At 73.0% G+C, this 19,934-nt stretch carries 18 protein-coding genes and 1 tRNA gene; 11 read left to right on the top strand and 8 right to left on the bottom strand.

The genetic code is table 11. The annotated features are described in order from the left end of the window. The first annotated feature begins 191 nt into the window (after positions 1-191). The 4 genes from J2S22_RS17965 to J2S22_RS17980 all read left to right on the top strand — a co-directional run bounded on the left by J2S22_RS17965 (position 192) and on the right by J2S22_RS17980 (position 5,313). Positions 192-1,412: an alpha-hydroxy acid oxidase gene (locus J2S22_RS17965; RefSeq protein ID WP_272775061.1), complete on the top strand. Its 1,221-nt coding sequence runs from the start codon at positions 192-194 to the stop codon at positions 1,410-1,412. 61 nt (positions 1,413-1,473) lie between these two features. Further along, positions 1,474-2,277 (top strand): enoyl-CoA hydratase, encoded by an 804-nt coding sequence (locus J2S22_RS17970; RefSeq protein WP_272775060.1) that lies wholly within the window; start codon positions 1,474-1,476, stop codon positions 2,275-2,277. 117 nt (positions 2,278-2,394) lie between these two features. Next, entirely contained in the window at positions 2,395-4,128 is a 1,734-nt protein-coding gene (locus tag J2S22_RS17975; RefSeq protein ID WP_272775059.1) for an acyl-CoA carboxylase subunit beta, read from the top strand. Between the two features lie 360 nt (positions 4,129-4,488). After that, the gene (locus J2S22_RS17980; RefSeq protein ID WP_272775058.1) at positions 4,489-5,313 is read left to right on the top strand and encodes a hypothetical protein; all 825 of its coding nucleotides are present in this window, start codon (positions 4,489-4,491) and stop codon (positions 5,311-5,313) included. Between the two features lie 179 nt (positions 5,314-5,492). Here the strand turns inward: J2S22_RS17980 and J2S22_RS17985 are convergent, their stop codons facing one another. The 4 genes from J2S22_RS17985 to J2S22_RS18000 all read right to left on the bottom strand — a co-directional run bounded on the left by J2S22_RS17985 (position 5,493) and on the right by J2S22_RS18000 (position 8,238). Beyond that, positions 5,493-5,804: a hypothetical protein gene (locus J2S22_RS17985; protein WP_272775057.1), complete on the bottom strand. Its 312-nt coding sequence runs from the start codon at positions 5,802-5,804 to the stop codon at positions 5,493-5,495. A gap of 2 nt (positions 5,805-5,806) precedes the next feature. After that, complete coding sequence (locus J2S22_RS17990; protein WP_272775056.1) at positions 5,807-5,968, bottom strand: hypothetical protein; 162 nt, start codon at positions 5,966-5,968, stop codon at positions 5,807-5,809. Positions 5,969-6,272: 304 nt separating this feature from the next. Further along, positions 6,273-7,754 carry a DUF1254 domain-containing protein gene (locus J2S22_RS17995; RefSeq protein WP_272775055.1) on the bottom strand — a complete coding sequence of 494 codons (1,482 nt, stop codon included), beginning with the start codon at positions 7,752-7,754 and terminating at the stop codon, positions 6,273-6,275. A 399-nt stretch (positions 7,755-8,153) separates the two neighbouring features. Beyond that, positions 8,154-8,238: transfer RNA gene (locus J2S22_RS18000), tRNA-Leu, on the bottom strand. A gap of 508 nt (positions 8,239-8,746) precedes the next feature. Between J2S22_RS18000 and J2S22_RS18005 the strand changes: the two genes are divergently transcribed. Together J2S22_RS18005 and J2S22_RS18010 are read left to right on the top strand one after the other, a co-directional pair. Further along, on the top strand, positions 8,747-9,730 hold the full coding sequence (locus tag J2S22_RS18005; protein ID WP_272775054.1) for a complex I NDUFA9 subunit family protein: 984 nt from the start codon (positions 8,747-8,749) through the stop codon (positions 9,728-9,730). A 44-nt stretch (positions 9,731-9,774) separates the two neighbouring features. Next, positions 9,775-10,920, top strand: coding sequence for an alpha-hydroxy acid oxidase (locus J2S22_RS18010; protein ID WP_272775053.1), 1,146 nt, complete (start codon positions 9,775-9,777; stop codon positions 10,918-10,920). Between the two features lie 24 nt (positions 10,921-10,944). On the opposite strand, the gene J2S22_RS18015 is transcribed toward J2S22_RS18010, so the two are convergent. Continuing rightward, positions 10,945-11,481 carry a GNAT family N-acetyltransferase gene (locus J2S22_RS18015; protein ID WP_272775052.1) on the bottom strand — a complete coding sequence of 179 codons (537 nt, stop codon included), beginning with the start codon at positions 11,479-11,481 and terminating at the stop codon, positions 10,945-10,947. A gap of 115 nt (positions 11,482-11,596) precedes the next feature. Here J2S22_RS18015 and J2S22_RS18020 point away from each other — a divergent pair, with 115 nt between their 5' ends. Beyond that, complete coding sequence (locus J2S22_RS18020) at positions 11,597-11,977, top strand: hypothetical protein (protein ID WP_272775051.1); 381 nt, start codon at positions 11,597-11,599, stop codon at positions 11,975-11,977. An 86-nt stretch (positions 11,978-12,063) separates the two neighbouring features. On the opposite strand, the gene J2S22_RS18025 is transcribed toward J2S22_RS18020, so the two are convergent. From J2S22_RS18025 to tsaD, 3 genes are all read right to left on the bottom strand, one after another. Continuing rightward, positions 12,064-12,486, bottom strand: coding sequence for an EVE domain-containing protein (locus tag J2S22_RS18025; protein WP_272775050.1), 423 nt, complete (start codon positions 12,484-12,486; stop codon positions 12,064-12,066). Between the two features lie 72 nt (positions 12,487-12,558). Next, positions 12,559-13,551, bottom strand: a complete 993-nt coding sequence (locus tag J2S22_RS18030) for an NAD(P)H-dependent glycerol-3-phosphate dehydrogenase (protein WP_272775049.1) — start codon at positions 13,549-13,551, stop codon at positions 12,559-12,561. A gap of 7 nt (positions 13,552-13,558) precedes the next feature. Next, the gene (gene tsaD, locus J2S22_RS18035) at positions 13,559-14,674 is read right to left on the bottom strand and encodes a tRNA (adenosine(37)-N6)-threonylcarbamoyltransferase complex transferase subunit TsaD (protein ID WP_272775048.1); all 1,116 of its coding nucleotides are present in this window, start codon (positions 14,672-14,674) and stop codon (positions 13,559-13,561) included. A gap of 133 nt (positions 14,675-14,807) precedes the next feature. Here tsaD and hemC point away from each other — a divergent pair, with 133 nt between their 5' ends. From hemC to J2S22_RS18055, 4 genes are all read left to right on the top strand, one after another. Further along, positions 14,808-15,746, top strand: a complete 939-nt coding sequence (gene hemC / locus J2S22_RS18040; RefSeq protein ID WP_272775047.1) for a hydroxymethylbilane synthase — start codon at positions 14,808-14,810, stop codon at positions 15,744-15,746. A 13-nt stretch (positions 15,747-15,759) separates the two neighbouring features. Then, a complete protein-coding gene (locus J2S22_RS18045) occupies positions 15,760-16,458 on the top strand; it encodes a uroporphyrinogen-III synthase (protein ID WP_272775046.1) in 699 nt (232 codons plus the stop codon). A 543-nt stretch (positions 16,459-17,001) separates the two neighbouring features. Beyond that, on the top strand, positions 17,002-18,072 hold the full coding sequence (locus J2S22_RS18050; RefSeq protein ID WP_272775045.1) for a COG4223 family protein: 1,071 nt from the start codon (positions 17,002-17,004) through the stop codon (positions 18,070-18,072). Positions 18,073-18,083: 11 nt separating this feature from the next. Further along, positions 18,084-19,928 carry a heme biosynthesis protein HemY gene (locus J2S22_RS18055; protein WP_272775044.1) on the top strand — a complete coding sequence of 615 codons (1,845 nt, stop codon included), beginning with the start codon at positions 18,084-18,086 and terminating at the stop codon, positions 19,926-19,928. Positions 19,929-19,934: the final 6 nt, after the last annotated feature.

The raw sequence follows: 19,934 nt of genomic DNA on the forward strand, positions 1-19,934 counted from the left end.
GACGATCCCACCGAGGATCGCCGTCGTGACTGGGCGTGACCCCCGAACGCGAGCATGGAGCGACCCCGGCCGCTCCGTCGTACGGACCGATCGTCACGATGCCGTCCGACATCGTGACGGGCGGCGCCGGGTCGGCTCCCGCGGATCCGGGCGCCACGGGCTGCTTCGGGCATCGTGACGAGGACTCCTCCTTGACCATCCATCGGCGAGATCTCCTGCTCACCGGCACACTGGCCGCCACCGCGGCGGCAGCGCACGCCTCCACTGCCGTCGCGCAAGTGGACACCTCGGCACGGCCGTCGGCCCAGGCCGACGCCTCGGCGGCCGCCTATGCGGCACCGGCACCCGAGCAGAAAATCAATGTCGTCAGCCTGCGCGACATCGAGCGCCAGGCCGAGAAGGTGCTGCCGCCGTTCGGCTTCCACTTCATCGCCGGCGGCAGCGGCGACGAGTGGACGTTGCGCGAGAACGAGGCGGCGTTCGACCGCCTGGTGATCGAGCCGCGCTTCCTGTCCGGCGTGAAGACGCCGAACCCGGCCACGTCCATCCTGGGATCGAAGCTCTCGCTCCCGGTCCTCGCCTCGCCGATGGGCATGCACGGCTTCGCCCATGCGGGGAAGGAGGCCGGAACCGCGAAGGGAACGGCCGCGGCCGGCTCTCTCTACGTCACGCCCTCGGTCTCCAACCTGTCGATGGAGGAGATCGCGGCGGCGGCCGGCGCGGGCGCCAAGTGGTTCCAGATCTACTTCCCCGAAGATCCGGGATATGCGCGTGAGCAGCTGCAGCGGGCCAAGGCGGCCGGCTACACGGCGATCGTCCTGACCGTCGACGCGACGTCGTTCGGCAATCGCGAGCGTCCCGCCAAGCTGGGCCTCAAGCCGCCGCCGCATCTCGGCTTCGGCAACATGCCCAAGTCGCCGGCGCTCGCCGGGCAGAATCCCGACATGCAGAAGAAGGACCTGACCTTCGCCGACGTCGCCTTCTGCCAGAAGGAGAGCGGGCTCCCGGTGATCGTCAAGGGCGTTCTCACCGCCGGGCTGGCGAGCGACTGCGTCAAACACGGCTGCGCCGGCGTGTGGGTGTCCAACCACGGCGGTCGTCAGCTCGACCATTCACCGGCGACGATCGCGGTCCTGCCGAAGATCGCCGATGCGGTCGGCGGCAAGGTGCCGATCATCGTCGACAGCGGCATCCGCCGCGGCCAGGACGTGTTCCGCTGCCTGGCACTCGGCGCCAGCGTCGTGGGCATCGGCCGGCCGCTCCTCTACGGGCTCGCGCTGGGCGGCGCCCAGGGCGTCGAGGCCGTCTTCCAGCGGCTGCGCACCGAGCTTCTGATGACCATGCAGCTCGCCGGGGTCGCCTCCGTCGACAAGATCACGGCCGACTACGTCGCGCCGGCCGTGAGATCGTAACCGAACCGTCGCTCACGGGCGGCCGGTTCGCCGGCCGCCCGATCACACGAGACAACGAGACATGACCTACGAGACCCTGATCGTCGAAACCGTGGGGCGCGTCGGCGTCATCCGGCTGAACCGGCCGAAGGCGCTGAACGCGCTGAATTCGACGCTCGCGGACGAGCTCCGGGCGGCGTTCGCGGCGTTCGAGCAGGACGACGGCATCGGCTGCATCGTCGTCACCGGCAGCGAGAAGGCCTTCGCGGCCGGCGCCGACATCAAGGAGATGGCGCCACGCTCCTTCATCGACAATTTCAGCGCCAACTACATGGCGAACTGGGACAGCCCGGCGCGCTCGCGCAAGCCGTCGATCGCGGCGGTGGCGGGCTTCGCGCTCGGTGGTGGCTGCGAGCTGGCCATGCAGTGCGACCTGATCATCGCGGCCGACAACGCCAGGTTCGGCCAGCCGGAGATCACGCTGGGCATCGTGCCCGGCCTCGGCGGCACCCAGCGCATGACGCGGGCGGTCGGCAAGGCCAAGGCCATGGATCTCGTGCTGACCGGCCGGATGATGGATGCGGCGGAGGCCGAGCGCTGCGGGCTCGTCTCGCGCGTCGTGCCGCTCGCCGAGCTGATGGACGTCGCCATGACGGCGGCCGAGACCATCGCCTCGATGTCGCTGCCGGCCGTGATGACGGCCAAGGAGCTGGTGCAGCGCGCCCACGAGCTGCCGCTCGCCGAGGGCCTGCGTTTCGAGCGCCGCGCCTTCCATGCGCTGTTCGGCACCGACGGCCAGCGTGAGGGCATGCAGGCCTTCCTGGAGAAGCGCAAGCCGCAGTTCAACCGGGCGTCGTCGGCGAACCTTCCTGCCGCGGCAGAGTAGAACGGCCGCGCCGCGCCTCCTCCACCGATTCGCTTGACGGCGGTGCGACGGAGGCCGATGCCTCGACTGTCCCGCCTCGTCCCGCCGTCCGGCGGCGATCATTCTCAGGAGTTCAGCATGCGACCCTATTTCGAGCGGATGCCGGAGTTCGGCAAGGCTCTGAAGGAGAACCGCGTCGCCCGGACACAGGACAGCCGACGAAGCCTCGAGGCGGTCGAGGCGGAGCTCGCCAGGCTGCGCGAGGCGCGCCGCGAGGTCGGCATCCCGACCGAGGAGATCAACAAGCGCGGCGGCCTCACCATCTGGCAGCGCCTCGGCTATCTGGTCGATCCCGGCACCTGGCATCCGCTGCACAGCCTGTACGATCCGGAGAGCAACCCGGAAGGCACCACCAACGTGGTCGACGGGCTGGCCAAGATCGCCGGCCGCTGGGCCGTGGTGATCGGCTTCGACAACAAGGTGCTGGCCGGCGCCTGGATCCCCGGACAGTCGGAGAACATCCTCAAGGTCACCGACATCGCCAAACGGCTGCGGGTGCCGCTGGTGTGGCTGGTCAACTGCAGCGGCGTGAAGATGCCGGACCAGGAGAAGTTCTATGCCGGCCGGCGCGGCTCGGGCACGCCGTTCTATCGGCACGCCGAGCTCGAGCAACTCGGCATTCCGGTGCTCGCCGGCATCTACGGCACCAACCCGGCCGGCGGCGGCTATCAGGCGATCTCGCCGACCATCCTGATCGCCCACAAGGACGCCAACATGGCGGTGGGCGGCGTCGGCATCGTCTCCGGCATGGCGCCGAAGGGCGGCTTCGATGCCGAGGTGCTGGAGGATCTGATCGCCAAGACGCGCGAGATGCGCACCAAGCCGCCCGGCAGCGTCGCCACCCATTTCGAGCACACCGGCTTCTTCACCCGCGTCTACGAGGAAGAGACCGGCGTGCTGGAGGGCATCAAGGACTACATGCGGATGCTGCCGGCCTACGATCCGGAGTTCTTCCGCGTCGCCGCGCCGGCGGAGCCGCGCTTCTCGGCCGACGACCTCTATCACCTGCTGCCGTTCGACCAGGGCGAGACCTACTCGTTCGACGACATCCTGGCGCGGCTCGTCGACGGCAGTGAGACGATGGAGTTCCGGCCCGACTACGGTCCGGAGATCTTCACCGGCCTGGTCAAGATCGACGGCTACCTCACCGGGGTGATCGGCAACCGGCAGGGGCTGCTGCCGCGCGGCTATCCGGAATACGCGGACTATCCGGGCATCGGCGGCAAGCTCTACCGCCAGGGCCTGATCAAGATGAGCGAGTTCGTCACCCACTGCAGCCGCGACCGGGTGCCGGTGATCTGGTTCCAGGACACGACCGGCATCGACGTCGGCGACGTCGCGGAGCGGGCCGAGCTGCTCGGCCTCGGCCAGTCGCTGATCTACTCGATCCAGCAGACCGACGTGCCGATGATGCTGGTGGTGCTGCGCAAGGGCTCGGCCGCCGCGCACTACGTGATGGGCGGCCCGACGGCGAACCGGCACAACGCCTTCACGGTCGGCACCGCGGCGACCGAGATCTACGTGATGCACGGCGAGACCGCGGCGGTCGCGGCCTACGGCCGCCGCGCCGTCAAGGACAAGGACGCCGGCAAGCCGCTGCAGCCGGTCGCCGACAAGATGAACGAGATGGCGCGGAAGTACTACGAGACGTCGCGCCCCGCCTGGTGCGCCCAGCACGGCTTCGTCGACGAGATCGTCGACCTGACCAGCCTGCGCAGCTACCTGATGGCCTTCGCGGGTGCCGTCTATCAGAATCCCGGCTCGCTCTGCCCGCGCCATCAGATGCTGCTGCCGCGGCTGATTCGCGGCTGATCCGCCGACCCGGACGGGCCGCCCCGGGGCGGCCCCGACCGCGGCCGAGCGTCGCGCCCGGCCGGTGCAGTGCACGCCACGGCTGTGGACAACCGTCCGGCCGTGGCGGCTTACGCCCTGACTCGCCTAGCCAATCCGGAGTGCTGCTCCGCCGCACGCGCGGCGGCGCGGCGCAATGCGGCTACCACCTCCGGGCGCAAATTAATGATTCATTAACCAACAGAATTTAAGCACGGTATCGGAATGTGTTAATCATCGTTCCTGATGTGATTCGTCAGGATTTCCGCGTCCGGTCGGGCTCTTCCCTCCGCCGGGCGAGAACTCGTAACGTAGTGCATATTTTCAAGCTGGAGACGGACCATGCCCTCTGAATCAGCTTTCCGCGGATTCGACAGGACGTTCTGGACGCGCGCCCTCGGCGCCGTCATGCTCGTGTGCATCGCGGTCGGTTCGACGGCCGCGATGGCGGCGACCCCGGACGCGGCGCTGGTGGAAGGCTCGCAGCGGCTGCTGATCGCGAGCGTGCTGGTCTTCGCAGCGATCGGCTTCGTCGGCTACCGCATGGCCGGGGGCTACATCGAGTCGCTGACCAAGCACGACGTCGAGATCGCCACGCCCGCCAACGACGACGTCGCCGCGGCGCCGGTCCGCGCCGCCGAGCCGGTCGCCGATCTGGTCGCCGTCGTGGCCCCGCGCGTCGCCCCGGTGACCGGCGTCACCAGCCCGGTGCGTGGCCGTCTCGCCGCCGAGCGTTTCGCCCGCCCCATCACGGTCGCTCCGAAGATCGTCGAGCCGCAGCCCGTCCAGCGCCTGTTCATGCGCCCGGCGACGCCGAGCGGCGTTTCCGGCCGGGTCGAGCCGCGCCGCGCCGCGCCCGTCACTCCGGTGACCAGCGCCGTGACGAGCCCGGTGACGCCGCGCAGCGCGGTGGCGAGCCCGGTGGTCGGCCGCAGCGGCCGTCCGTCGCCCGTGACCAGCAGCGTGCAGCCGCGGCAGGCGGAGCGCGTCGTCGCCCGCGCCACCCCGAGCCGCAGCGAGCCGGCTCGCGAGGCGCGCGTCGAGACCGCCCGTTCGGAGACCACGGCCCGTCGCGAGACGGTGCGCACCGCGGTTGCCGCACGCGCCGTGACCAGCCCGGTGCAGGGTGTCCGCGGCCGCGAGTCGGCGGTGCGGGCCCGCGGCTGACGCCGCGATCCGGACCCCGCCGTCCGGCCGGACCCGCGGTCCGGATCACCCGACGACAGCCCGGCCGCGGCAGCGCGGCCGGCGATACGATCAGAGACCGGACGTCACCGGTGCCGTGACCGCGGCCGCCCGTCAGGGCCGGCCGCGCACGTGCACCGGACAGGCCTTTTCGGCCGTCCTCAGCGTCCGGCGACGACGCCCATCTCGGGCCGGCGCGTGTTCGCTCCCATCAGCCCCACCGTGGCGATCCGGCTGGCCAGCGCGCGCTTGGCCTGGTCGAGGCTGGTCGCGACGCCGCGGTCCTCGGGCGTGCCGTGGGCGGCGTCGATCGACCAGTACCAGCGCCGGAAGGCGCCCTGGGCGAACGAGCTCATGACGCGGCCGACGCGCCGCTGGTTGATCATCACGATGAAGTCTTCCGGCCGCGGGCTCTCGTCGTAGACCGGGGTCAGCACCCTCTCCAGGGTCAGGCTCTGCAGCGTGTCGAGCATGGTCAGGGTCCCGAGCGTGTGAGGTCGGATCTGGGGGCGAATTGACGGGCATGGGCGTCGCCCACCGCGACCCGCTCCAGCGCGTGGAGCGCGACGATCGCGGCGACGACGACGGCCGCGGCGCCGACCCAGGCCGGGCCGGCGGGCGTCTTTCGAGCAGTCATGGATCGGTCTCCGGCCCGGCGACATGCCGGGCTGGAAGGCGGAACGGCCGCTGGGGCGGGCCGGCGGAAGTCGCGTGCCGGCCGATCTCGACGGCCGATCGGGGGTCCCGACCTTCGGGTGCTTCCCTACGCCTGCGCGGGGCCCGTGTATAATATCGAGTTTTCCATTCGGCATTGGCCGAAGTTATGGCCGGCGCCCGATCGCTCCGTCTTCAGGATTGCTCGCAACGGTTCGGACACCGAGCCGATACGGCCTCGAAACCGGACCGAACCGCGCGGCCCGGACCCGTCCGCGCCCGGGGCCTCACGACACCCGGACGAGCCCGGGCGGCCGCCAGGTTCCGGCGCCGGCCGGCAGGATCGACGGCGCCTCGGTCTTCGGCCAGTAGAGCCGCATCACGATGTACATCGGCCCGTCCGGCGCGGGCAGCCAGTTGGCCTCGCGGTCGGGGCCGGGCGAGCGGTGCTGGATGTGGAGGGTCAGCGAGCCGTCCGGGTTCGTCTTCAGCGACGGCAGCATCGGCGAGTTGATCAGATAACGGTCGATCGGGTTCCTGATCAGGAGCTGCGTCCTGCCGTCGTACATGGTGACCGACCAGAAGGCGTTGACGGGCGGCAGCTGGCCGGCCGGGAAGGTCAGCGTGTAGCTGTGCCGGGCGCCGTCGAGCGCCTCGCCGGTCTGGTCGACGCGGGTCGCCGGATACATCGCCTCCTCGGCATCGTTGCCGAAGATGCCGGCCTGCGCGGCGGCGGCGCGCCTCAGCCAGTCGCCGTGGAAGAAGGCGGCGTCGCCGAACGGCGAGCCGACGCGCCATCCGTCGATGTCGCGGCCCAGCGACTTCACCGCCTCCTCGACCTTGCGCTGACCCTCCTTCATGCCGATCGCGACCTCGAGCTTGTCCTCGACCGACAGGTCCTCGAACGCGAAGGTCTTGCCCGGACCGATCCCGATCGTGGCCAGCTTCTCGCGGATCTCCCGCTCCTCCGGCAGCGCCGGGGCGAACCGCAGGGCGAAGTCGAGATAGGCGAAGAAGTCCGTCTTCACGCGCTCCTTGTCGAACCGCGGAAAGTCGATCGCCGGCGCGGCCGGCGGCGCGGGCTGCTTCAGATAGGCCGACAGCGGCTGCGCCCGGTAGCCGGCCTGGACGGCCTTGACCTTGTCCATGTCGGCCGGATCGAACAGCTGGGTGCGGAAGATGGCGAGCGAGAACTCGGTCGACGAGCGAAAGACCCTGCTGATGCCGGCCGGCCGCGGGCCGGTCCAGTGCGGACCCACCGCCATGACGTCGGCGGCCGCCGAGCCGGTCGTGCGGCTGCCGGCATAGCCGTAGTTGAAGGTGTTGCCGTCGCAGAGCTGGACCGAGAAGTAGCGCTCGGGATCGACCGCCGGCACCGACAGCACCATCGGCTCGGCGCGCAGGTCGAGCCACACCATCGAATAGGGCGTGTCGCTGTTCGGCGTGACGATCGAGGTGTCCCGCCAGGTGAAGACGCGCGCCTCGTTGTGCAGCGTGTTGAACGGCGCCTTCCACTGCCCGGAATTCCGGTCGATCACGAAGTCGTACAGCACGCCGTAGTTCATCACGATCGGCAGCCCGTAGACGAAGCCCGCCTCGGCGATGTCCTTGGCCTTGAAGAAGCCCGGCCGGGCCGGCGCGGCCGCGGGCCGCGGCGTCGCCCCGCCCGGCGCCTGGGCCGCCGCCGGCCGCGGCCCGATCGCCCCGAGCACCGGTGCCGCGACCGCGCCCAGCGCCGCGCCGCGCAGAAAGTCCCGCTTGCTGACCATGTTGGTTCCCCCGATCCCGCCGGCGCGCCGCCGGCACGCGCCCGCTGGCCGGCGCACCCTGCCGCCGGGCGCCGCAACGGTACTGCGTGGCTCCTCACGGACTATGCAGAATCGGCCGCGGTCCGCGGCGGTGCCGGGCTTGTGATCGGAGAGCCTTTGCGCGGAGACGGCCGCCGGGGCGCGAGGAACGACGATGGCCGTGTGCTCTGTTCGGGCTCGGGGACCGGCCGTGCCGGGCCGTTCGTCAGAGCTCTCCTGCGCCGCGATCCGCATCACGGCGGACGCGAGCGCGATACGGAGGTGACCCGGCCGGCCTTCGGCCGCGTGCCAGCGGCCCGTGTCCGGGCGTCAGTAACCGTGTCGATTGTCGGAAATCTCAGGGCCGGCTTGGGCTGGGCTTGGTGCCCAGGAGAGGACTCGAACCTCCACGGCTTGCACCACTGGTACCTGAAACCAGCGCGTCTACCAATTCCGCCACCTGGGCCCAAGGCGGCTCTCATACGGGGCCGGGTTCCGTCTTGTCAACGGCGCCGTGACCGAAAAGGGTGCGGCGGCTGCAGGCGCGGCATGCGCGGCCCGGCGGGGAGGTGCTTTCGCGCCTCCTGTCCGGGCCTCCGGCCCCTGCGCGCCGGGATTCGGGTGTCCGAGCCTCCGGCCTCCCGGCCTCCCGGCCTCCCGGCCCGCGGCTGCGGCGCCCGCGGCACCGACCCCGTGCCGTCCGGTCCCGAGCCGAGGCGCGCGGCGGCCCGCCATGGCCGAATCGCCGAGGCGCCCGAACGCCCGGCGTTGGCGAATCGCCTCGGCCCGCGTGGCGGCGGGCGGGGACATGGCGAACGCCGGCGTTCGGGGGGCGCCCGCCGTCCGCCCGCGGCGGCGGCGCGGACGCGGCTCCCCTGGACGGCCGCCCCGCCATCCCGTATGACCCCGGCAGGCCCGTCCGCCGCCGGCGCCGGCTGCGGATTCGTGCGAGATAATCGGGAGATCCGGCGGTCATGGCGATGTCCACCCCGACGTCCAGCTCCGACGCCCTCGTCACCATCTTCGGCGGCTCCGGCTTCCTCGGCCGGCACGTGGTCCGGGCGCTGGCGCCCGAGCTGCACCGGATGCGCATCGCGGTGCGCCGGCCCGATCTTACCGGCCACCTGCAGCCGCTCGGCCGGGTCGGCCAGATCCACGCCGTGCAGGCGAATCTGCGCAACGCCGACTCGGTCGCGAGCGCGGTGCGCGACGCCGGCGTGGTGATCAACCTGGTCGGCATCCTGTTCGAGCGCGGCAAGCAGTCCTTCGAGGCCGTCCACGTGGAGGGCGCCGCCACCGTGGCGCGCGCCGCCGCGGCCCAGGGGGCGCGGCTGATCCACGTCTCGGCGATCGGCGCCGATCCCGACTCGTCCGCCCTCTACGCCCGCACCAAGGGCCAGGCCGAGGCCGCCGTGCTGGTCGAGGCGCCGGACGCCGTCATCCTGCGGCCGTCGGTGATCTTCGGGCCCGACGACGCCTTCTTCAACAAGTTCGCCGCGATGGCCCGCATCGCCCCGGCCCTGCCGCTGATCGGCGGCGGCCGCACCCGGTTCCAGCCGGTGTTCGGCGGCGACGTCGCCGAGGCGGTCCGCAAGGCGGTCGACGGCGAGGTGGCGCCCGGCATCTACGAGCTCGGCGGACCCGACGTCGCCACCTTCAAGGAGCTGATGCGGCTGGTGCTGGACATCACGCAGCGGCGCCGGCTGCTGCTGCCGGTGCCGTTCTGGGCGGCCAAGCTGCTCGGCGCGGTGCTGAAGATCCTGCCCAACCCGCCGCTCACCCCCGACCAGGTCGAGCTCCTGAAGGCCGACAACGTCGTCTCCGAGGCGGCGATCCGCGAGAATCGCACCCTCGCCGGCCTCGGCATCGAGGCGCACACCATGGCGGCCGTGGTGCCGTCCTATCTGTGGCGCTACCGCAAGGCCGGCCAGTTCACGGGCCGCCGCAGCCTCGCCTGATCCGGCCGCCCGGCCGCGCCCCCCGCACGACCGGAGTGCCCGGAATGACACCGATCACCAGCGTCGCCGACCTGCGCGTGCTCGCGCGGCGGCGGATCCCGCGCGCCCTGTTCGGCTACGTCGACTCGGGCTCCTACGACGAGATCACCCTGCGGGCGAACGCGGCCGAGCTCGCCCGCATCCGCTTCCGCCAGCGCGTGCTGATCGACACCTCGGGCCGCAGCATGGCGACCACGCTGGTCGGGCAGAACGCCGCCATGCCGCTCGCCATCGCGCCGACCGGCCTCACCGGCCTGATCCGCGGCGACGGCGAGATTCTCGGCGCGCGGGCCGCCGAGGCGGCCGGCATCCCGTTCTGCCTGTCGACCATGTCGATCGCGACCATCGAGGACGTGCGGGCGGCGACCACGGCGCCGTTCTGGTTCCAGCTCTACGTGCTGCGCGACCGCGACTTCTCCCGCGCCATGATCGAGCGCGCCCGCGCGGCGGAGTGCCCGGTGCTGGTCGTCACCGTGGATCTGCCGACCCGCGGCCAGCGCCACGCCGACCTGAAGAACGGCCTCACCGTGCCGCCGCGCATCACCTGGCGCAACGCCTTCGACCTCGCCACCAAGCCGGCCTGGGGCCTCGGCGTGCTGCGCGGCAAGCGCATGACCTTCGGCAACATCGAGGCCTACCTGAAGGGCAAGGTCGGCCTGATGGGCGCCGGCGAGTGGTCGTCCCGGCATTTCGACCAGACGCTGAGCTGGGCCGACATGGCGTGGATCCGCGATCTGTGGCCGGGCCGGCTGGTGCTCAAGGGCATCCTGGATCCGGCCGACGCCGAGCAGGCGGTGAAGATCGGCGCCGACGCCATCGTGGTGTCGAACCACGGCGGCCGCCAGCTCGACGGCGCGCCCGCCACCGTCACGGTGCTGCCCGAGATCGTCGCGGCGGTCGGCGGCCGCATCGAGGTCCTGTTCGACGGCGGCGTGCGCTCCGGCCAGGACGTCATGCGGGCGCTGGCGCTCGGCGCCCGCGGCTGCCTGATCGGCCGCGCCTGGCTGTACGGCCTCGCCGCCCAGGGCCAAGCCGGCGTCGCCGCGGTGCTGGATCTGGTCCGCCGCGAGCTCGACATCACCATGATGCTCACCGGCACGCAGGATCTGCGCAGCGTGAGCCGCGACGTGCTGTACGAGCCGGACCGGTAGGCCGGTGGGCGCGCCGCGCCCGCCCTACAGCACCCGCACCATGAACCGCGCCGCCGCCCCGTAGCTCGCGAGCTTCTCGGCGAGCGCCGGATCGTCGACGGCCGAGAAGCCCTGCCGCATCCAGAAGCCCGGCGAGCCGCCGACCGCGACCAGCGACAGGGTGGTGAAGCCCGCCGCGCGGGCGTGCGCGGCGAGCCGGTCGACGATCGTGGCGCCGGCCCCGCCGCCGCGCGCCGCCGGCAGCAGCGCGAGGTCGTGCAGGTACCAAGTCGTCGGCCGCTCCGGCAGCCCGCCGAGGAGCGTGTCGAGCGCCGGTGGCGCGCCCGCCCAGGGGTGGCTGACCACGTAGCCGGCGAGGCCGCCCGGGGCCGGGGTGGCCGGGTCGGCGAGCACGTGGCAGCCCTCCGGCGCCAGCCGCCGCCGCTCGGCGAAGACGGCCCGGTCCTCGGGAAGATCGGGATGGACCACGGCGGCGACCGCCAGCACGGCGGCGAGGTCGCCGTCGACCATCGGGCGCCAGGCGGGCCGGCGCGCGGCGGCCGGCAGGGACTGATCGGGCATAACGAACGTCATGGCTGGTGGTGATCGCGACATCGCGCGATGATGCATCCGTAATCTACCGCCGCGCGGCGTTTCGCCACTGGCGATCGGCCGCCGGCCGACCACATGCTGGGCCATGAGCGAGAACCGATCCGACGATCCCCGTTCCGGCCGGCCCGACCACCCCCGCGCCGAGAAGCCGCGCGCCGAGCCCGAGATCATCCCGCCGGGCGCGCCCGATCCGCGCCGCCCCGGCGCCGAGGCCCCGGAGGACTTTCCGGGCGCCGTCTTCATCACGGTCGATCAGGACGGCCGCACCCGGTACACCAAGATCGAGCCCCCCGGCCCGTTCTCGGTCGCCATCGGCATGCTGGTGCTGGGCGCCATCGTCGCCGCCATCCTCCTGGTGGCGCTCGGCCTGGTGCTGTTCTGGGTGCCGGTGATCGTCATCGTGATCGCCGTCCTGCTGTTCTCCAGCTACCTCAAGGCCGCCTGGCGGAGGTTCATGGGGCGGTAGCCCAGACGCGTTCTCCAAGCGGGCGGTCCGCCGAGCTGGAGAACGCTCCTCAGGACGAGGGCGAAGCGCGGAGACGCGGCCCCGCATCACCCCTTCACGCCGCCCATCCGACAGATCGTCTTCCACTCGGCGGCCGTGACGGGCTGGACAGAGAGGCGCGACTGCTTGAGCAACGCCATCTCGGCGAGGTTCTTCTCGGCCTTGATCGCCGCGAGCGTCACGGGCGTCTTCAGCGGCGTCACGGCCTTCAGATCGACCACCACCCACGGGCTGCCGGGCTCGGCCGTCGGATCGGGATAGTGCTCGCGGATGATCTCGGCGATGCCGACGATCTGCTTCTCGTCGACCGAGTGATAGAAGAACGCGCGGTCCCCCGCCTTCATCTTCATGAGGTTGAGCTTGGCGGTGTGGTTGCGCACGCCGGTCCACGGCTCGCCCGTGTCGCCACGCTTCACCTGGTCGTCCCACGACCAGGTCGAGGGCTCGGACTTCACCAGCCAGTAGGCCATCGAAGGTTCTCCGTCGCTTCGGGTCATTCCGGGTTCGCGCGTTCAGCGCGCCCCGGAATGACGGGGTCGTCGTCAATGCTCCGCCCGGAACGGCCGGGTGGTCAGCGCTTCGATCGCCTGGCCGACGCTGAGGCGGCCGTCGAGCACGGCCGCGACCGCGGTCGCGATCGGCATGTCGACGTCGCGCTCGCCCGCCATCTCGACCAGCACCGGCGCCGTGAAGGCGCCCTCGGCGAGCAGGCCGCCGTGCCGGGCCTCCTCCGGCGAAAGCCCCTCGCCGATCGCGATGCCGAGCGAGAAGTTGCGCGACTGCGGGCTCGAGCAGGTGAGGATCAGGTCGCCGAGGCCGGACAGGCCGGTCAGCGTCTCGGACCGCGCTCCGTAGGCGCGGCCGAACCGCATCAGCTCGGCGAAGCCGCGCGTCGTCAGCGCCGCTGCGGCGCTGGCACCGAGCCGCCGGCCGCGCACGATGCCGACCGCGATGGCGAGCACGTTCTTGGCGGCGCCGCCGATCTCGACGCCGCGCAGGTCGGTGGCGTGGTAGGGGCGGAACGTCGTGGTGCCGAGCGCATGGGCGAGCGCGACCGCGACGGCGTCGTCGCCCGCCGCGAGCGTCACGGCGGTCGGCAGGCCGCGGGCGACGTCGGACGCGAAGCTCGGGCCCGACAGGATCGCCGGCGTCGCCGACGGCAGCGCCGCCGCGATCACCTCGGTCATGAAGCGGCGGCTGCCGCGCTCGATCCCCTTGGCGCAGGCGACCACCGGGGTGCCGGGCCGCAGCACCGGCGCGAGGGTCGCGGCGACCGGCCCGTGCGCCTGCGCCGGCACGACCAGCAGCACGGCGTCGGCGCCGGCGGCCGCTTCGGCCCCGGCCGCGATCGCGATGCCGGGATCGAGGGCGACGTCCGGCAGGTGCGGCGAGGCGCCGGCGCGGCGCACCGCCTCGGCGGCCGCCGCGTCGCGGGCGACCAGCACGACCTCGCGGCCGGCCCGGGCCGCGACATTGGCGAGCGCGGCGCCCCAGGCGCCGGCCCCGATCACGACGATGCGCTGGAGCGTCACCACGGCCGGATCACGTCGGAACGGGGGCGCCGGACGGCCCGGCTTCGCCGGCGAGGCCGCCGCCGGCGAGGCGGGGGTGCGGCTCGGCCGGCTTGCGGACGTGGTCGAGCGGCCAGCGCGGCTTCGGCGCCGCGTCGAGCGTGTCGGTGAGGCCGTAGGCGAGGCGCTCGGCGCCGGCCCAGGCGATCATCGCGCCGTTGTCGGTGCACAGCTCGGGGCGCGGCAGCACCAGCACGGTGCCGCCGTCGAGCGCGCAGGCGTTGAGGAGCTTGCGGATCGCCTGGTTGGAGGCGACGCCACCGGCCGCGACCAGCGCCATCGGCGCGCCGAAGCGCTCGCGGAACAGCGCCAGGCCGGCGCGCAGCCGGTCCTTCACCATGTCGGCGACGGCCTGCTGGAACGAGGCGCACAGGTCGGCGACGTCCTGGTCGGAGAGCGGTGCCGCCTTCTGGGCCTCCAGCCGCACCGCGGTCTTGAGGCCGGAGAGCGAGAAGTCGGCGTCCGGCCGGCCGACCATCGGGCGCGGCAGGGCGAAGCGCCCGGGATCGCCGTCGCGCGCGGCGCGCTCCACGGCGGGGCCGCCCGGATAGCCGAGGCCGAGCGTCTTGGCGGTCTTGTCGAAGGCCTCGCCGATGGCGTCGTCGAGCGTGGTCCCGATGCGGACGTAGTCGCCGACCCCGAGCACCGCGACGATCTGGGTGTGGCCGCCGGAGGCGAGGAACAGGCAATAGGGGAACGGCAGGTCGTTGGTCAGCCGCGCCGTGAGGGCGTGCGCCTCGAGATGGTTGACGGCGAGCAGCGGCTTCTCGTGGACGAGGGCGATCGCCTTGGCCGTGGTGAGGCCGACGATCAGGCCGCCGATCAGGCCGGGCCCGGCGGCGGCGGCGATGCCGTCCAGCGAGGCGAAGCTGCGGCCGGCCTCGCGCATCGCCTGGGCGATCAGCCCGTCGAGGATCTCGACATGGGCGCGCGCCGCGATCTCCGGCACCACGCCGCCGAAGGCGGCGTGCTCGTCGATCTGCGAGAAGACCACGTTGGACAGAATCCGGCCACGGCCGTCCGCGTCGCGCTCGACCACGGCGGCGGCCGTCTCGTCGCAGGTCGTCTCCAGCCCGAGAACGATCATCGGTGAACGATCATGGATACCGGCGACTACGCACGTCGCCTCCGTCCCCTTCCCTTGCGCAGGAGGCGCTCCTATAAGTCCTTCTGCGCAAACCCGCTTCCATTAGGGTCTCGGCGTAGCATTGTGAGGTCCCATGGCGCAATCCTCGTCCCCGCCCTTCGTCCGCATCGGCACCCGCGGCAGCCCGCTCGCCCTCTGGCAGGCGCACGAGACGCAGAAGCGCCTCGCCGCCGCGCACGGGGTTCCGCTCGAGGCGATCGCGATCACCATCATCAAGACGTCGGGCGACATCATCCAGGATCGTCCGCTCGCCGAGGTCGGCGGCAAGGGGCTGTTCACCAAGGAGATCGAGCAGGCGCTGTTCGACAACGCCGTCGATCTCGCCGTGCACTCGTCGAAGGACATGGAGACCAACCTGCCGGACGGGCTGGTGCTCACCGCCTGCCTGCCGCGCGAGGACGTGCGCGACGCCTTCATCTGCAAGCGTGCGACGACGCTCGCCGAGCTGCCGGCCGGCGCCGTGGTCGGCACCGCGTCGCTGCGGCGCGGCGCCATGGTCAAGCGCCTGCGGCCCGACATCGAGGTGGTGTCGATCCGCGGCAATGTCGACACGCGGCTGCGCAAGGTCGAGAGCGGTGAGGTCGACGCGACCCTGCTCGCCTATGCGGGCCTCAAGCGGCTCGGTCTCGCCGACAAGGCGACCTCGCTGTTCGACATCGCCGTCTTCCTGCCGGCGGTCGGCCAGGGGGCGGTCGGCATCGAGTGCCGGGCGGACGACACCCGCACCCGCGACATCCTGGCCGCCATCGACGATGGCGTCACCCGCACGGCGCTGACCGCCGAGCGCGCCTTCCTGCGGGCGCTCGACGGCTCGTGCCGCACCCCGATCGCCGGCCACGCGACGGTGTCGGGCGACCGCCTGTCGCTGCGCGGCCTGATCGTCAAGACCGACGGCAGCGTCGCCCACGAGACCTCGCGCGAGGGCGCGGCGGCCGATGCGGCGGCGCTCGGCGACGACGCGGGCCGCGAGCTGAAGGCGCGCGGCGGCCCGGACTTCTTCGCGCACGGCTGACCGGGAGGCGCGCGTGCGGCTCCTGGTCACGCGCCCCGATCCCGACGGCGCCCGTACGGCCGACGCATTACGGGCGCGCGGGCACGACGTACTCGCCGCCCCGCTCCTGCGAATCGAGCCGGTCGCCGACGCCGCGATCGGCGACGGTCCGTGGGCCGCCGTGGCCGTCACCAGCACCAATGCGATCGGCGCCATAGTGTCGCATCCGCAGTTGTCCGCGGCGCCGGTGTTCACGGTCGGCGGCCGGACCGCCAAGGCGGCGCGCGCCGCCGGCCTCGCCGACGTCCGCTCCGCCGACGGCGACGTGCACGCCCTCGCCGAGCTGATCGCCGCGGCCGTCCAGGGCACCGCCGACCCGGTGCTCTATCTCGCCGGCGAGGACCGGGCCGGCGATCTCGAAGCCCTGCTGGCCGGCCGCGGGCTCGCGGTGCGGACCGTCGTGGTCTATCGCGCCGTCGCGCAGACGCGGCTTCCCGACGCCGTGCGTGCGGCGCTCGCGAGCGGCGGCATCGACGCGGTGCTGCACTATTCGCGGCGCAGCGCCGAGGCGTTCCTGGCCGCCTGCGCGGTCGATTCTCTCCAAGTGGCGGCGCGCGCGATTCGCCATCTGTGCCTGTCGCCGCAGGTCGCCGCAGCGCTGCGCGAGGGCGGCGCCCAGGACGTGGTCGCCGCCTCCCGCCCGGATGAGGCGAACCTGTTCGGACTTCTTTAGCGAAGCGGGGTTAGCGATGCTGGCCCCGGGGGCGGGACGGCGTTGTTGTCGTCACCAAACCGGCGCAGTATGCGGGTGTGATCCGCATTGCCGCGGAATGGTCCGCAATTGCAGCGGGAGAGGTGGATGGCCGATCAGAAGAAGCCACCGGCAGACAAGCCCGACAATCAAGGCCCGCCGCCCTCCGAGGGCAAGGCGCGCCCCGATGCCGAGCTGCGGGCCGGCAAGACTGCCGCGAATCAACCCGAAAGCCCGGCGCGCGCCGAGCCGGTGCCTGCCGCGACAAAGCCCGCCGCACCGCAGGCTGCCGCGACTCAGCCGCCGACGGCTCCGTCGGCTCCGACTCCGCCGGCTGTGACTCAGCCCGCCGCGACTCAGGCTGCCGCCGCTCCGTCAGCAGCGACCCCGGCGGCCTCGACCGCGCCCGTCTCGGCCCGGCCCGCCGCCTCGGCGGCCGGCGACGCCAAGGTCGGCGACGCGAAGACCGGGGCCGGCAAGGATGCAACCAGACCCGCCCCCGGTCCAACCCGAGAGGACACCGTGATGGCGCGGTCGACGCGCCCCCAGTCGAGCTGGGGAACCCTGTTTTCGGCCGGCCTGGTCGGCGGCGCCGTGGTGGCGCTCGCCGCCGGCTCGGCCTGGATCACGCTCAAGCCGGGCGACGACGCCGGCAGCCCGACGGCCGCCAAGGTGTCGGCCCTGGAGCTCCGCGTGAACGAGCTCGCCGCCAAGCCGGCGCCGGCCGCCCAGGGTCCGGCCGATCTCGCCGGCCGGCTCGGCCGGCTCGAGGCGGCGGTCGCCGCGGCCTCGCGCCAGGGCGCCGGCGATCCGGCGCTGGCCGGCCGCCTCGCGGCCGCCGAAGCCGCCGTGACCAAGCTGACCGAGCAGCTCGCCCGCACCGACAGGCGCCTCGACGAAGCCGCCAAGGCCGCGGCCGCCGGCGGCGGCGTCGCGGCGCCGGCGGCGCCCGGCGTGCAGCCGGCCGAGCTCGACGCCGTCGCGGCGCGGATCGGCACGGTCGGCACGCAGGTCGGCACGGTCGAGCGCAACCTCGCGGCCCTGCAGCAGCAGGTCACCCAGCGCGCCAACGCCCCGGTGTCCGACAAGGCGGTGCGGCTCGCGGTTCTCACCTCGGGCCTGCGCACGCTGGTCGAGCGCGGCGCTCCCTACGCGACCGAGCTGGCCGCGGCCAAGCAGCTGGTCAGCGATCCGCAGACCTTCGGTCCGCTGGAGCCGTTCGCCGCCTCGGGCGTGCCGAGCGCGCTGGTGCTCGGCCGCGAGCTGTCCGAGGTCGCACCGGCGATGCTGAAGGCCGGCGACCTGCCGGCCGGCGAGGACTATCTCGAGCGCCTGCAGGCGCAGGCCGAGAAGCTGGTCCGCATCCGGCCCGTGAAGGACCAGCCCGCCAACGACCTCGCCGCCCAGATCGGGCGGGCCGAGGCGAAGGCCCGCCAGGCCGACCTCGCCGGCGCGCTCGCCGAGCTCGCCAAGCTGCCGGCGCCGGTGCGCGCCCCGGCGGAGCCGTGGATCAAGAAGGCCGAGGCCCGCCAGGCCGCCGTCGCCGCCGCCCAGCGCGTCTCCACGGCCGCGCTCCAGGCCCTCGCCACTCCATAAGGACCGATCCGATGATCCGAGTTCTTCTGTTCCTCGCGGCGGTCACGGCGCTCGCCTTCGGGGCCGTCTGGCTCGCCGACCGGCCCGGCGACATCGCGGTCACGTGGCTCGGCTACCGGGTCGAGACCTCCGTGATGGTCGGCATCGCGGCGCTGATCGCGTTCGTCGTCGCCGTCATCCTGGTGTGGTCGATCCTGCGGGCGATCGTGAAGGCGCCGGCCGCCTTCGCGGCGCGCCGGCTCGATCGCCGCGCCCGCAAGGCCTACAAGGCGATCTCCCAGGGCATCGTGGCGATCGGCGCCGGCGACGCGCTCTCGGCCCGCCGCTTCGCCAACGAGGCACAGCGCCTCGCCCCCAAGGAGCCGCTGGCGCTGCTGCTCGGGGCCCAGGCGGCCCAGCTCGGCGGCAACCCGGCCGATGCCGAGCGCACCTTCCGGGCCATGGCGGCCCGCGAGGACACCAAGCTGCTCGGCCTGCACGGCCTGTTCATCGAGGCGCAGCGCAGCGACAACGCCGCCGCCGCCCGCGCCTTCGCCGAGGACGCGGCGAAGGCCGCCCCCAATCTCGCCTGGGCCGCCGAGGCGGTGCTGCAGTATCGCTGCGCCGCCGGCGACTGGACCGGCGCGCTCGCCGCGCTCGAGCGCAACATGCGCTCCGGCCTCGTCGCCAAGGACACCTACAAGCGCCAACGCGCCGTGCTGCTGACCGGCCGCGCCCTCTCGGGCGAGGTCGACGCCGAGATGTCGAAGGCGCTGGTCACCGAGGCGCTCAAGCTGTCGCCCGGCCTGGTGCCGGCGGCGGCGCTCGCCGGCCGGCTGCTCACCGAGAGCGGCCAGGCCCGCAAGGCCGCCAAGGTGGTGGAGGCCGCCTACGCCATCAACCCGCATCCCGACCTGGTCGAGACCTACGCCGGCATCTTCCCCAACGAGTCGAACCGCGACCGGCTGGGGCGCATCCGCGGCCTCGCGAAGCTCGCGCCGAACCATCCGGAGAGCGCCATGGCGGTGGCCCGCGCCGCCATCGACGCCCAGGAGTTCGCCACCGCCCGCTCGAGCCTCGCCCCGATGCTCACGATGCCGACCCAGCGCATGGCGTCGATGATGGCCGAGCTGGAGGAGAAGGAAGGCGGCGACGTCGGCCGCTCGCGCGAGTGGATGCGGCGCGCCCTGCAGGCGACCCGCGACCCGACCTGGACGGCCGACGGCCTCGTCTCGGCGAAGTGGATGCCGGCCTCGCCGATCTCCGGCCGCATCGACGCCTTCGAATGGCGCATCCCGATCGCCGATCTCGCCCCGCAGGGCCCGGTGATCGAGCACGACCAGGGCCGCGCCGCCCCGGCCGCGTCCGTCACGGCAGCGCCGGCCAAGCCGGCCGCCAAGCCCGCCGCCGAGGCGGCGCCCGCGTCGCCGGCCGATCGCGCCGCCGCGGCGAAGCCGGTCTCCGAGGTGCCGCCCCGCAAGGCCGAGGCCGAGCCGCCGATCCCGCTGCCGCCGCCCGGAAAGACCGACGGGCCGGTGATCGACGCCTCGCCGCCGCCCGTGGTGGAGACGCCGACCCCGCGCGCCGGACGGGCCGGCCGGCGACCGCCGTCCGGCGCGACGCCGGTGCCGGAGCCGCGCCCCGAAGCGAAGTCCGCAGCCAAGCCGGAGAGCAGGTCCGAGCCGAAGGTGGAGGCGAAACCCGACTCCAGGACGGAGGCCAAGGCGGCCGAGAACGTCATCGTGCTGCCGCAGCCGCCCGACATCCCGGCCCCCGACTTCGTGCCGCCCTCCGACGGGCCGCCCGACGTCGAGGCGGCCAAGGACGAAAAGCCGCCCGAGCCGGTGAAGCAGGAGAGGAAGCTCTTCTTCCGCTGATCCGCC

Source organism: Rhodoplanes tepidamans (assembly GCF_030813915.1).
GTDB classification, from domain to species: Bacteria; Pseudomonadota; Alphaproteobacteria; order Rhizobiales; family Xanthobacteraceae; genus Rhodoplanes; species Rhodoplanes tepidamans.

What these genes read in the sequence shown, in the direction of transcription:
- J2S22_RS17970 (WP_272775060.1), top strand. Translation starts at nt 1,474, where the DNA reads ATGACCTACGAGACCCTGATCGTCGAAACCGTGGGGCGCGTCGGCGTC.
- J2S22_RS17975 (WP_272775059.1), top strand. Translation starts at nt 2,395, where the DNA reads ATGCGACCCTATTTCGAGCGGATGCCGGAGTTCGGCAAGGCTCTGAAG.
- J2S22_RS17980 (WP_272775058.1), top strand. Translation starts at nt 4,489, where the DNA reads ATGCCCTCTGAATCAGCTTTCCGCGGATTCGACAGGACGTTCTGGACG.
- J2S22_RS17985 (WP_272775057.1), bottom strand. Translation starts at nt 5,804, where the DNA reads ATGCTCGACACGCTGCAGAGCCTGACCCTGGAGAGGGTGCTGACCCCG.
- J2S22_RS17990 (WP_272775056.1), bottom strand. Translation starts at nt 5,968, where the DNA reads ATGACTGCTCGAAAGACGCCCGCCGGCCCGGCCTGGGTCGGCGCCGCG.
- J2S22_RS17995 (WP_272775055.1), bottom strand. Translation starts at nt 7,754, where the DNA reads ATGGTCAGCAAGCGGGACTTTCTGCGCGGCGCGGCGCTGGGCGCGGTC.
- J2S22_RS18005 (WP_272775054.1), top strand. Translation starts at nt 8,747, where the DNA reads ATGGCGATGTCCACCCCGACGTCCAGCTCCGACGCCCTCGTCACCATC.
- J2S22_RS18010 (WP_272775053.1), top strand. Translation starts at nt 9,775, where the DNA reads ATGACACCGATCACCAGCGTCGCCGACCTGCGCGTGCTCGCGCGGCGG.
- J2S22_RS18015 (WP_272775052.1), bottom strand. Translation starts at nt 11,481, where the DNA reads ATGCCCGATCAGTCCCTGCCGGCCGCCGCGCGCCGGCCCGCCTGGCGC.
- J2S22_RS18020 (WP_272775051.1), top strand. Translation starts at nt 11,597, where the DNA reads ATGAGCGAGAACCGATCCGACGATCCCCGTTCCGGCCGGCCCGACCAC.
- J2S22_RS18025 (WP_272775050.1), bottom strand. Translation starts at nt 12,486, where the DNA reads ATGGCCTACTGGCTGGTGAAGTCCGAGCCCTCGACCTGGTCGTGGGAC.
- tsaD (WP_272775048.1), bottom strand. Translation starts at nt 14,674, where the DNA reads ATGATCGTTCTCGGGCTGGAGACGACCTGCGACGAGACGGCCGCCGCC.
- hemC (WP_272775047.1), top strand. Translation starts at nt 14,808, where the DNA reads ATGGCGCAATCCTCGTCCCCGCCCTTCGTCCGCATCGGCACCCGCGGC.
- J2S22_RS18050 (WP_272775045.1), top strand. Translation starts at nt 17,002, where the DNA reads ATGGCGCGGTCGACGCGCCCCCAGTCGAGCTGGGGAACCCTGTTTTCG.
- J2S22_RS18055 (WP_272775044.1), top strand. Translation starts at nt 18,084, where the DNA reads ATGATCCGAGTTCTTCTGTTCCTCGCGGCGGTCACGGCGCTCGCCTTC.